This window comes from Streptomyces solincola (assembly GCF_002982015.1).
Lineage (GTDB): Bacteria > Actinomycetota > Actinomycetes > Streptomycetales > Streptomycetaceae > Streptomyces > Streptomyces solincola.
In genome coordinates, this window is sequence record NZ_PVLV01000331.1 from 1 (window position 1) to 12,016 (window position 12,016).

The following is a 12,016-nucleotide window of genomic DNA, read 5'->3' on the forward strand; positions in this document are numbered from 1 at the left end:
CCGCCGCACCCCGGCCCGCTGGTCGCCATCGACGCGGTCGGCGCGAACCTCGGGGTGACGCTGGCGCTCGGCCTGGTGGTCGCCGTCCCGACGGTGGTCATCGCGGGCCCGCTGTTCTCCCGGTACGCGGCCCGCTGGGTGGACATCCAGGCGCCGGAGCGGATGATCCCGCAGCGCGCCTCGGAGGACCTGGAGCGCCGGCCGAGCTTCGCCGCGACGGTCGCCACCGTGCTGCTGCCGGTGGCGCTGATGCTGGTCAAGGCGCTGGTGGAGATCGTGGTCGACGATCCGGAGAACCATGTGCAGCGGGTCACCGACGTGATCGGCGAGCCGCTGATCGCGCTGCTGGCGGCGGTCCTGGTGGGCATGTTCACGCTGGGCCGGGCGGCCGGGTTCACCCGGGGGCGGCTGTCCTCGACCGTGGAGTCCTCGCTGGCCCCGATCGCGGGCGTGCTGCTGATCGTGGGCGCGGGCGGCGGCTTCAAGCAGACGCTGATCGACATCGGCGTGGGCCGGATGATCCTGGACTTCTCCGAGAGCTGGTCCATCCCGGCGCTGCTGCTGGCCTGGCTGATCGCGGTGGCGATCCGGCTGGCGACCGGCTCGGCGACGGTGGCGACGATCTCCGCGGCCGGCCTGGTCGCGCCGCTGGCGGCCGACATGTCCACCACGCACGCGGCGCTGATGGTGCTGGCGATCGGCGCGGGCTCGCTGTTCTTCAGCCATGTGAACGACGCCGGCTTCTGGCTGGTGAAGGAGTACTTCGGAATGAGCGTCGGCCAGACCATCAAGACCTGGTCGGTGATGGAGACGATCATCTCGGTGTGCGGGATCGTCTTCGTGCTGCTGCTGTCCCTGGTGCTGTAGCGCCGCCGGAGGTGGCGCCGGCGGGTCCGGTCCGGGCCCGCCGGCGCCGTGCGCCGTGCACCGGTCAGGGCCGGGCTTCCACCCGGACGCCGGCGATGCGCCCTTCGGCGTCGAAGTCGACGCGCGCCCGGGAGCCGTCCGGGAGGGCGGCGGTGATCCGGTCGGCCTCGGTGTGCTGGGGCAGGCCGTGGTGGTCGAAGTACCCGGCGACGACCTGCCGGGCCGAGTGGCCGATCAGGCCCGCGCCGGTGAGCAGGGTGCGGGGCAGGGAGACGGCGTCCGGCTGGGTGCGGGGCGTCCGCGCGTCGTCGGGCAGGAAGTAGACGCGGGTGGCCGGGCCGGCCGGGACGCCGATGTACCCGGGCGCCCCGGCCACGCCCATCCCGGCGAAGGCGAGCGTCTCGGCCGCGCGGCGGGGATCGTCGAACCCGGCCAGGTCGATGGTGGCGTCGGTGAGTTCGGGTATGGCGTGCGCCTGGCCGTAGCGCTCCAGCGCGCCGGTCAGGGCCACCGCCTCGGTGCCGCGCAGGCCCGGGTTGGCCCAGCCCCACATCCAGGAGCGCTCCTCCTCGTCGTAGGTGCCGAGCACCGCGACCCGCAGGTCCAGGTCTCCCTGCCGGTAGCGGCAGGAGGGCAGGTCGGCGGTCCAGGGGCCGTCGGGCAGGAAGGCGGTCAGCGCCTCCAACTGGGCCGCGCCCCAGGCCGCGTGCCGCTCGGCCTCCAGGAGGAACGCGTCGCTGAATCGGTTCACCATGATCGTGACCCTACGGGGCCGCCCCCGCGCCGGGCCAGGGTCCGGGGCGGCCCGGGCTTCGGGCGGTCAGCCCACCTCGCGGGCGGCGGCGCGGCCCGCCGTACGGCCGGAGAAGAGACAGCCGCCGAGGAAGGTGCCCTCCAGGGAGCGGTAGCCGTGGACTCCGCCGCCGCCGAAGCCGGCGGCCTCGCCGGCCGCGTAGACGCCGGGCAGCGGGTCGCCGCCGTCGGTGAGCACCCGGGAGGACAGGTCGGTCTCCAGTCCGCCGAGGGACTTGCGGGTGAGGATGTTCAGGCGCACGGCGACGAGCGGGCCGGCGGCCGGGTCCAGGATCCGGTGCGGGGCAGCGGTGCGGATCAGCCGGTCGCCGAGGTAGCGGCGGCTGCCCCGGATCGCGGTGATCTGGAGGTCCTTGGTGAAGGGGTTGGCGATCTCCCGGTCCCGGGCGGTGATCTCCCGGCGCAGCGCCTCCTCGTCGATCAGCGGCTCCTCCGTGAGCGCGTTCATGCCCCGGACCAGGGCGGCCAGGTCCCTCTCCACCACGAAGTCCGCGCCCTGGTCCATGAACGCCTTGACCGGGGCGGGGACGTCGGCGCGGGCCCGGTCCACCACCCCCCGTACCGACTTGCCGGTCAGGTCCGGGTTCTGCTCGGAGCCGGAGAGGGTGAACTCCTTGCCGATGATGCGCTGGTTGAGCACGAACCAGGTGTGGCCGTGCCCGGAGCGCATGATGTGCTCCAGGGTGCCGAGGGTGTCGAAGCCGGGGAAGAGCGGCACCGGGAGGCGGTGGCCGGTGGCGTCGAGCCAGAGCGAGGACGGGCCGGGCAGGATGCGGATGCCGTGCCGGGCCCAGATCGGGTTCCAGTTCTCGATGCCCTCGGTGTAGTGCCACATCCGGTCGCGGTTGACCAGCCTCGCCCCGGCCGCCCCGGCGACGTCCAGCATCAGCCCGTCGACATGGGCCGGGACGCCGGAGAGCAGCTTCCGCGGCGGGGTGCCGAGCCGCTCGGGCCAGTGCGCGCGGACCAGGTCGTGGTTGCCGCCGATGCCGCCGGAGGTGACGACCACCGCCTGGGCGCGCAGGGAGAAGGAGCCGGTCGCCTCGCGGCCGGAGGCGGTGCCGCGCTCGGCGGCGGAGGGGGCGAGGATCTCGCCGGTGACCGTGTCCACCGCGCCGGCGGTGCGCTCCAGGCCGGTCACCCGGTGGCGGAAGGCGAAGCGGACCAGGCCCCGGGCCGCGCCCGCGCGCACCCGCCGCTCGAACGGGGCGACGAGGCCCGGCCCGGTGCCCCAGGTGATGTGGAAGCGGGGCACCGAGTTGCCGTGGCCGGTGGCGTCGTAGCCGCCGCGCTCGGCCCAGCCGACGACGGGGAAGAACCGCACGCCCTGCCGGAGCAGCCAGGACCGCTTCTCGCCGGCGGCGAAGTCCACGTACGCCTCGGCCCACCTGCGCGGCCAGTGGTCCTCGGGGCGGTCGAAGCCCGCCGTGCCCAGCCAGTCCTGGAGGGCCAGCGCGTGGCTGTCGCGGATGCGCATCCGGCGCTGCTCGGGCGAGTCCACCAGGAACAGCCCGCCGAAGGACCAGTGCGCCTGGCCGCCGATCGACTGCTCGGGCTCCTGGTCGAGGAGGATGACGCTGCGCCCGGCGTCCACCAGTTCGGCGGTGGCCGCGAGACCGGCCAGCCCCGCCCCGATCACGATCACGTCGGCGTCGTACGCCATGGGCTTCCCGTCCCTCGTCGGTGCGCCGCGTCCGGGTGTCGGCGGCTGGTGGCTCGATCCTCCGTACCCGGGGGTAACACGTCAACGGTCGGGAGGGGACGCCTCCGGCCGGCGGGCGGACGCTTCGACGCCCCGGGGATGATGTCCCCATGGATGCGGTGAACGCGGCGGACCCGGCGGACGAGGTCCTGGACGTGGTGGACGAGCACGACGAGGTGGTGGACCGGCTGCCGCGCGGCGAGGTCTACGCCCGCGGGCTGCGCCACCGGTGCGTGTTCGTGCTGGTCACGGATGACGAGGGGCGGATCTTCGTGCACCGGCGGACGCCGGGGAAGCTGGTGTTCCCCTCCCACTACGACATGTTCGTGGGCGGGGTGGTCGGCGCGGGCGAGGGATACGACGCGGCGGCGCTGCGCGAGGCCGAGGAGGAGCTGGGCGTACGGGGGCTGGAGCCGCCGCGGCCGCTGTTCTCGTTCCTGTACGAGGATGCCGGCGGGCACGGGTCGTGGTGGTCGAGGGTCTACCGGGTGCGCTGTGCGCTGCCGGTGCGGCCGCAGGTGGAGGAAGTGGCCTGGCACGCCTTCCTGCCGGAGGCGGAGGTGCGGGCGAAGCTGGCCGACTGGCCGTGGGTGCCGGACGGGCTGGCCGCGTACAGGCTGCTGCGGGACTTCCGGGACGGGATCTCCGGTAGCGCCGGCAGCAGGCCGCCCCGCTAGTGTGATCATGTGAGCGACTTCGCACGGGATCTGCGGCTGTGGTTCGCGCCGCGCCGTATCCGGCAGGAGGGCGAGACCCCCGACTACCGGTTCTCGCTGGCCAACGAGCGCACCTTCCTGGCGTGGGTGCGCACCGCGCTCGCCCTGGTGGGCGGCGGGTTCGCGGTCGACCAGTTCCTGCCCGACCTGCGCTGGGTGGCCCGGGTGAGCCTGGCGCTGGCGCTGCTGGCCGCCGGGGCGCTGTGCGCGCTGCGGGCCGTCAACCACTGGGTGCGCTGCGAGCGGGCCATGCGGCGCGGCGAGGACCTGCCGGTCAGCCGCTTCCCCGCGCTGCTGTCCCTCGCCGTGGGCCTGATCGCGACGATCATGGTGCTGGCCGTGCTGCTGCGCCGGCACGCCTGATGGCGTCCCCGCCCGGCGCCGAGGCGGCACGGGACCCCGGGCTCCAGCCGGAGCGCACCAAGCTGGCCTGGCGGCGCACCACCCTCTCGGCGACGGTCGCCGCGGTGCTGGCGGCCCGGCAGTGCGTGGCCGACGGGTCGGGCGATCCGGCCGGGCTGCTCGGTGCGGCGCTGACCCTGCTGGTGTGGGTGGCGTTCCTGGCGGTGGCCCACCGGCGGATGCGGGCCCTGGCCGCGCACCGCCCGCCGGCGCTCTCGCCGCGCGCGGCGGTGGCGGCCGCCCTGTGCACGGTGGCGCTGGCCTGCTGCGCGATCGCCCTGGTGGCCTGAGCCTGGCGGCGGCGCACCCGGAGTCCCCTCGGGAAGCGATCCGCCCGCACGAAGGGCACGGCATCCCGGCGGTGGCGCACCCGGAGTCCCGGTCAGGGAGCGACCCGCCCGCACGAAGGGCACCGGATCCCGGCGGCGGCGCACCCGGAGTCCCGGTCGGGAAGCGACCCGCCCGCACGAAGGGCACGGGATCCAGGCGGTGGCGCACCCGGAGTCCCGGTCAGGGAGCGACCCGCCCGCACGCAGGACACCGGCACGCGGCCTGCGGCGGGCACGGGGACGACCACTGAGCCCTGCCGGGGTCCCCGGACCCGGCGGGGCACTGGACGACATACCGACTGGTCGGTCATGCTGCGGTGAGCACGTCACCGTGACGCACGCGATCCGCCAGGAGGTACGCCCGATGAGCACCGCTTCGCCGCCCGGCCTCGACCCCGAGCAGTTGCGGGTCTTCCTGGACCGGGCCAGGCCCGGCCTGGTGGCCGGGCCGCTGACCGCCCGGGTGATCGAGGGCGGCCGGTCCAACCTCACGTACACCGTCACCGACGGGACCGGCTCCTGGGTGGTGCGCCGGCCGCCGCTCGGCCACGTGCTGGCCACCGCGCACGACATGCGGCGCGAGCACCGGGTCATCAGCGCGCTGCACCCGACGGCGGTGCCGGTGCCCGAGCCGGTGGCGCTCTGCGAGGACGAGTCGGTGCTCGGCGCGCCGTTCTACGTGATGGAGCACGTGGCGGGGACGCCGTACCGGACCGCCGGGCAGCTCGCCCCGCTGGGCGCGGAGCGCACCCGGGCCGCCGTCCTGGGCCTGGTGGACACCCTGGTCGAGCTGCACGCGGTGGACCCGCGGGCCGTGGGCCTCGGCGACTTCGGCCGGCCCGAGGGCTTCCTGGACCGCCAGCTCCGGCGCTGGGGCAAGCAGCTCGACGCCTCCCGCAGCCGCGAGCTGGCCGGCATCGGGGAGCTGCACGCCGGGCTCGGCCGCGCGCGGCCCGACTCCCCAGCGCCGAGCGTCGTGCACGGCGACTACCGGCTGGACAACGTGCTGCTGGACGGCGAGGACCGGGTGGCGGCCGTCCTCGACTGGGAGATGTCCACCCTCGGCGACCCGCTGACCGACCTGGGCCTGCTCGCCATGTACAGCACCCCGCTGGACCTGCCCGGCTCCCCCGTCTCCACCACCGCCGGTGCCGCCGGGCACCCGCCGGCCGCCGAGCTGGTCGAGCGGTACGCCGCCCGCTCCGGCCGGGACGCCTCCGCCATCGCCTGGTACACCGCGTTCGCCTGGTTCAAGCTCGCGGTGATCCTGGAGGGCATCCACTACCGCTACACCCTCGGGCAGACCGTCGGCGCCGGCTTCGACCGGATCGGCGACCTGGTGCCCGTCTTCGTCGAGCACGGCCTGCACACCCTGAAGGAAGGCTGACCCGATCATGGACTTCGCGTTCGACGCGCGCACCGAGGAACTGCGGGCCAGGCTGCTCGCCTTCATGGACGAGCACGTGTACCCGGCCGAGCCGGTCGCCGAGGAGCAGCGGGCCGCGCTCGCCTCGCCGTGGGACACCCCGGCGGTGGTCGAGGAGCTGAAGGCCGAGGCCCGGCGGCAGGGCCTGTGGAACCTCTTCCTGCCCGACGAGGAGTACGGGGCCGGGCTGACCAACCTTCAGTACGCGCCGCTCGCCGAGATCACCGGGCGCTCCCCGCAGCTCGCGCCCACCGCGCTGAACTGCGCGGCCCCGGACACCGGGAACATGGAGGTGCTGGCCCAGTTCGGCTCTCCGGCGCAGCGCAAGCAGTGGCTGGAACCGCTGCTGGCCGGGGAGATCCGCTCGGCGTTCGCGATGACCGAGCCGGAGGTGGCCTCCTCGGACGCCACCAACATCGAGACGCGGATCGACAAGGCCGCCGACGGCAGCGGCGACTACGTCGTCAACGGCCGCAAGTGGTACATCTCCGGCGCGATGAACCCCGAGTGCCGGATCTTCATCGTGATGGGCAAGACCGACCCGGACGGCCCGGACGTGCGCCGCCAGCAGTCGATGGTGCTGGTCCCCCGGGACGCCCCGGGCGTCCGGGTCCGGCGCGCGATGCGGGTGTACGGCTACGAGGACCACTCCCACGGCGGCCACGCCGAGGTGGTCTTCGAGGACGTCCGCGTCCCGGCGGCCGACCTGGTCGGCGAGGAGGGCGGCGGATTCGCCATCGCCCAGGCCCGGCTGGGGCCGGGCCGCATCCACCACTGCATGCGGCTGATCGGCATGGCCGAGCGGGCCATCGAGCTGATGTGCCGGCGGGCGGTGTCCCGGACCGCCTTCGGCCGGCCGCTGGCCGCCCAGGGCCAGGTGGGCGCGTGGATCGCGGACGCCCGGGTGACCGTCGAGCAGGTGCGGCTGCTGGTGCTGAAGACGGCCTGGCTGATGGACACCGTCGGCAACCGGGGCGCGCACACCGAGATCCAGGCGATCAAGATCGCCACCCCGCGCGCGGTGGTGGACATCATCGACCGGGCGGTGCAGTTGCACGGCGCGGGCGGGGTCAGCCAGGACTTCCCGCTGGCCGAACTGTGGGCGAGCGCCCGGACGTTGATGCTGGCGGACGGCCCGGACGAGGTGCACCAGCGCTCGCTGGCCCGGCGCGAGCTGAAGCGGTACGCCGAGCAGGGCTGACGCGGCCCGGCGGAGCCCGGCAGGGTCCGGCAGGGTCCGGCCGGACCCGGCAGGGCATCACCGGGCGGCGCCGCCCGCAGGCACTTCCGACCGGCACTTCCGACCGGCGCTTCCGACCGGCGCTTCCGACCGGCACGCCTGGCGGGCGCCGCCGGTCGGAACCCTTTGGCGGCACTGCTTATAGCAGTCCGCCAGTCTTCCGTTAAGAGTCGTTCCCGACAACGGCCGGATCTCGCGCACCTCAGCGGGATCCGGCCAACCTTCCCCGGCTTCCGCCCCTGCGGACAACCGAGTCCCCGGTCCGCTCCTCTCACAGCGCGGGCACAGCTTGCGGCCCTCCGTGCGCGCCCGGCGGCCGAGAAGGCCCGGCCGTGGCCGCCCGCCACCCGCCTTCTTTCCGCAGGACCCGGAAGACGAGGGAACGATGACCAGTACCCGCAACACCCGGCTGCGGCGACCGCTGCTCGCCGGCACCACGGCGCTCGCCGTGACCGCCGTGACCGCCGGCGTCGTCGCCGCCGCGCCGGAGGCCGCCAAGGCCCCGACCGGCCCGAAGCTCAGCCTCATCGCGGCCACCGACTCGGTGACGCTGACCTCCTGGAAGGAGGAGCCGGGGGTCTTCCTGGACCTCGGCACCTACCTCACCGCCGAGGGCGCTCCGCTGGAGCTGAAGGTGACCCGCAAGTCGTACAAGGACCCGGTGGTCGTCACCCAGACCGTGTACGCGGGCGGCAAGGCGAAGGCGAAGACGCTGCCCAAGGGCACCGTGAAGGACTTCTCCGGGCTGCCCGGCTTCGTGGAGCTGACCCTCACCGACGGCAAGGGCAAGAAGGTGCTCACCCGCACCGAGGACTTCTGCCCCAACAACGCCAGCGGCCGGGTGCGCCCGGACGCGCCGTCCACCTCGAAGTACCCGGAGAGCTGCCCCACCAACGCCTTCACCCTCGGTTCGGTGTGGGGCGTGGAGAAGGGCTGGGCCGCCAACACCTACGCCGGCTCCTACACCGACCAGGTGAAGCTGAAGCCCGGCAAGTACACCGCCAAGGTCAGCGTGGCCAAGAAGTACCGGGACCTGTTCGGCATCGCGGACAAGCCGTCCGCCGTCAAGGTGACCGTGGTGGAGAAGAGCTGGGAGGAGGAGGCCAACGGCGGGCCCGCCGGCCGTTCCGCCAAGGGCTCCGGGCACGCAGGCCACCAGATGCCGGGCGCCCACGAGGGCCACCACATGCCAGGCCACGCCCCGACGGCCGCCCAGTCCGGCGCGCCGGCGACGAGCGGCGCGGGCGTCTCGTACAACGTGGGCCACGGCCCGCTGAAGGCCGCGCCGCCGGCGCTGCCGTGGGCCGCGAAGAAGCAGCAGGCCGCCCGGTCGCTGCGGGTGGGCGACACCGCCGGCCAGACCGACGGTTCCCGCAAGGCCCCGGCGCTGGCGCCGCTGGCCAAGCGCCCGACCGGCCGCGCCGCCGTCCCGGACGTGCCCAAGCCGGACCTGCGCTCGCTGCCGGCGTACGGCATCACCATCAGCGACGGCGGAGAGAACGTCCCGGGCAAGGACTACCTGGCGTTCAGCGCCAACGTCTGGAACGCCGGCCCGGCGCAGCTCGTGGTGGACGGCTTCCGCAAGCCCGGCAAGGACAAGATGGACGCCTTCCAGTACTTCTACGACGCCAAGGGCAAGCAGGTCGGCTTCACTCCGACCGGCACCATGGAGTGGGACCCGCGCCCGGGCCACGTGCACTGGCACTTCACCGACTTCGCCAGCTACCGGCTGCTGAAGGCGGACCAGAAGGAGGCCGTGCGCAGCGGCAAGGAGGCGTTCTGCCTGGCCAACACGGACGCGGTCGACTACACGGTGAAGGGCGCCAACTGGCACCCGTACAACACCGACCTGTCCACCGCGTGCGGCCAGGAGAACTCGATCTCGGTCCGCGAGGTGCTGGACGTCGGCTCCGGTGACACCTACACCCAGGACCTGCCGGGCCAGTCCTTCGACATCACCGACCTCCCCAACGGCACCTACTACATCCAGGTGCTCGCCAACCCGGAGAAGCGGCTGAAGGAGACCAGCACCGCCAACAACAGCGCGCTGCGCAAGGTGGTGCTGGGCGGCAAGAAGGGCAAGCGCACGGTGACCGTGCCGGCGCACGACCTGGTGAACGCCAACTGACCCCGGAGCCCGGGGAGGCGGGCGGCCGGACCGGTGGACGGTCCGGCCGCCCGTTCGCGTACCGGGGCCTTCGCGCTACGGGCGCAGGGCGCGCAGCAGCAGGTCGGCCAGGTGGTCGGCGACGGCCTGCGGGGTCAGCGGGCCGTCCGGGCGGTACCAGGTGGACAGGTGGTGGACCGAGCCGAAGTGGTAGTCCACCACCAGGTCGGCCGGGGTGGCGGCGGAGAACACCCCGCTGTCCTGGCCCTCCTCCACCAGCGCCCGGAACCGCTCGTGGTAGCGCCGGCGCTCGGCCCGCACCTGCTTGTTCTTCTCCGGGCCGAGGTGGTGCATGGAGCGGAAGAAGATGGCGGCGTCGTCGAGGTTGTCGATGGTGGTGACCACCACGTCGGCGGCGGCGTCCCGCAGCCGCTGCTCCACCGGCGCGTCGGCGTCCGCGAAGGCGTCCAGCCGCTCCTGCTGGAGCCGCAGCACCCGTGCGTACACCTCGTGCAGCAGGTCCTCCTTGGAGCCGAAGTAGTGGTAGAGGGCGCCCTTGGTGACGCCTGCCGACTCCACGATCTCCTGCACCGAGGTCCGGTCGTAGCCCCGCTCGGCGAACAGCCGGGTGGCCGTGGCCAGCAGCCTCTGGGGGACGGGCAGTTCACTCCCGTCCGTCGTCCTGGCCATCTGCCGACACCTGTCCCTTCGCTCTCACCGGCCGCCTGGGCGCGCCCGGCCGCCGTACCGTCCGGCGGCCCGCTCGGGCAACGCACGACCACCATAGGATCTTCCCACCGCCGGGCGGCCGGGCGCGCCGGGCCGGGGCACGCGAGTGCTCAGCCGTCCTCCCAGGAGCGCTGGACGCGGTTCATGCCGGCCAGCCAGCGGTCCGGGTCGCCGGCCCGGGCCTGGTAGTACCGGGCCACCTCGGGGTGCGGCAGGATCAGGAAGCGGTCTTCGGCGATTCCGTCCAGCAGCGCGTCGGCGACGTCCTCGGGCTCGATGGCGGTCGGGGCGAGGACGAGCTCCCCGGCCGATCCGGCGGCGGTGAGCATGTCGGTGCGCACGCCCTGCGGGCAGATGGCATGGACCTTCAGGCCGCGGTGGCGGTAGGTGAGCGAGAGCCACTCGGCGAAGGCGTACGCGCCGTGCTTGGAGACGCTGTACGGGGCGGCGCCGACCATGGTGAGCAGGCCGGCCGCGGAGACGGTGGAGACGAACCGGCCGGAGCCGCGCTCCAGCCACTCCGGCAGCAGGGCGCGGGCGGCGCGCACGTGGGCCATCACGTTGACGTCCCAGGCGGCGGCCCACACCTCCTCCTCGGCGAAGGCGTCGCCGGGCGAGGCGAGGCCGGCGTTGGCGCAGTAGACGTCGACGCCGCCGCCGAGCGCGTCCCGGGCCCGGGCGACGATCGCGGAGGCGTCGCCGGGCACCGCGACGCCTCCGATCCCGTCGGCGACCGCCTGGGCGCGGCCGGCGTCGATGTCGTTGACCACGACCGAGGCGCCCTCGGCGGCGAATCGGCGGGCCAGGGCCGCCCCGATGCCGCCGCCGGCGCCGGTGACGACGACCCGCGCGCCGCGGAACGCGTCCTGGACGCCCCTGCTGCCGTCCGTGCTCTCACTCATGCCCTGACCGCCTCTTCGTGGGTTCCCCGTGCCTGCCGCGCCGGGCGCCGACGGCAGACTAACCGGTCGGTATGGCGGGGTGGAAGGCCGGGACGCGGCGGAAGACCGGGTGTCCGCCTCGTTCCCGCCGGGGCCCGGCGGCGCTAGCGTGCGGAGCGGGCCGCGGGGCCGCGGTCCGCGGTCCGCGGTCCGCGGTGTCCACGTATCGGCTCGGGAGGTCTGCTGATGGGCGTGTCCAGGAGGGATCTGCTGGCGGTCGGTGGCGCGGCGGGGGCTGCGGCCGGCATCGCCGCCGCCGGAGCCGCGCCCGCCGCCGCGCGGGGCGGGGGCGACGGCGGTGCGCGCGGCCGGCGGCGGGTGCTCACCGGCTTCGACCGGCTGGCGGCCGGCGGGTACGCGGAGCTGGCGGGGCAGAAGGTCGGGGTGGTGACCAACCCCACCGGCATCACCGCGGACGCGCGGCACCTGGTGGACGTGATGCACGCCGACGAACGGGTGGACCTGCGGGCGGTGTTCGGGCCGGAGCACGGCTTCCGCGGCACCGCGCAGGCGGGCGGCTCGGAGGGGCGGTACGACGATCCGGCGACCGGGCTGCCGGTCTACGACACCTACCTCAAGAGCGGGCAGCCGCTGGCGGACGTCTTCACCGCCTCGGGCGTGGACACCGTGGTCTTCGACATCCAGGACGCGGGCGCCCGCTTCTACACCTACATCTGGACGCTGTACGACTGCATGGCGGCCGCGTCCTGGATGTCGAAGACCACGGTGTCCACGCCCGAGGCG

The 12,016-nt window shown here is 74.3% G+C and carries 12 protein-coding genes; 8 read left to right on the plus strand and 4 right to left on the minus strand.

The genetic code is table 11. The features are described from left to right. Positions 1-867, plus strand: an 867-nt coding sequence (locus C6N75_RS20710) for a GntT/GntP/DsdX family permease (RefSeq protein ID WP_219852894.1), incomplete at its 5' end; no start/stop codon positions are given. 64 nt (positions 868-931) lie between these two features. Here C6N75_RS20710 and C6N75_RS20715 read toward each other — a convergent pair. Beyond that, entirely contained in the window at positions 932-1,621 is a 690-nt protein-coding gene (locus C6N75_RS20715; RefSeq protein ID WP_105870413.1) for a DUF6882 domain-containing protein, read from the minus strand. Between the two features lie 66 nt (positions 1,622-1,687). After that, positions 1,688-3,343: an FAD-binding dehydrogenase gene (locus C6N75_RS20720; protein ID WP_105870414.1), complete on the minus strand. Its 1,656-nt coding sequence runs from the start codon at positions 3,341-3,343 to the stop codon at positions 1,688-1,690. Between the two features lie 149 nt (positions 3,344-3,492). On the opposite strand from C6N75_RS20720, the gene C6N75_RS20725 reads away from it, so the two are divergent. The 6 genes from C6N75_RS20725 to C6N75_RS20750 all read left to right on the plus strand — a co-directional run bounded on the left by C6N75_RS20725 (position 3,493) and on the right by C6N75_RS20750 (position 9,623). Continuing rightward, a complete protein-coding gene (locus tag C6N75_RS20725) occupies positions 3,493-4,059 on the plus strand; it encodes an NUDIX domain-containing protein (protein WP_105870415.1) in 567 nt (188 codons plus the stop codon). 9 nt (positions 4,060-4,068) lie between these two features. Beyond that, entirely contained in the window at positions 4,069-4,461 is a 393-nt protein-coding gene (locus C6N75_RS20730; protein ID WP_105870416.1) for a YidH family protein, read from the plus strand. Next, positions 4,461-4,790: a DUF202 domain-containing protein gene (locus C6N75_RS20735; protein WP_105870417.1), complete on the plus strand. Its 330-nt coding sequence runs from the start codon at positions 4,461-4,463 to the stop codon at positions 4,788-4,790. The genes C6N75_RS20730 and C6N75_RS20735 overlap by 1 nt, the downstream gene beginning before the upstream one ends. A gap of 403 nt (positions 4,791-5,193) precedes the next feature. After that, entirely contained in the window at positions 5,194-6,216 is a 1,023-nt protein-coding gene (locus C6N75_RS20740) for a phosphotransferase family protein (protein ID WP_105870418.1), read from the plus strand. A gap of 7 nt (positions 6,217-6,223) precedes the next feature. Further along, a complete protein-coding gene (locus tag C6N75_RS20745; protein ID WP_105870419.1) occupies positions 6,224-7,456 on the plus strand; it encodes an acyl-CoA dehydrogenase family protein in 1,233 nt (410 codons plus the stop codon). A 424-nt stretch (positions 7,457-7,880) separates the two neighbouring features. Continuing rightward, positions 7,881-9,623 (plus strand): lysyl oxidase family protein, encoded by a 1,743-nt coding sequence (locus tag C6N75_RS20750; RefSeq protein WP_105870420.1) that lies wholly within the window; start codon positions 7,881-7,883, stop codon positions 9,621-9,623. A 75-nt stretch (positions 9,624-9,698) separates the two neighbouring features. On the opposite strand, the gene C6N75_RS20755 is transcribed toward C6N75_RS20750, so the two are convergent. Together C6N75_RS20755 and C6N75_RS20760 are read right to left on the minus strand one after the other, a co-directional pair. Continuing rightward, entirely contained in the window at positions 9,699-10,292 is a 594-nt protein-coding gene (locus C6N75_RS20755; protein WP_105870421.1) for a TetR/AcrR family transcriptional regulator, read from the minus strand. A gap of 149 nt (positions 10,293-10,441) precedes the next feature. After that, on the minus strand, positions 10,442-11,233 hold the full coding sequence (locus C6N75_RS20760) for an SDR family oxidoreductase (RefSeq protein ID WP_105870422.1): 792 nt from the start codon (positions 11,231-11,233) through the stop codon (positions 10,442-10,444). Between the two features lie 225 nt (positions 11,234-11,458). Here C6N75_RS20760 and C6N75_RS20765 point away from each other — a divergent pair. Further along, positions 11,459-12,016 (plus strand): exo-beta-N-acetylmuramidase NamZ domain-containing protein (locus tag C6N75_RS20765; protein WP_146132624.1); only part of this gene is annotated, 558 nt, incomplete at its 3' end.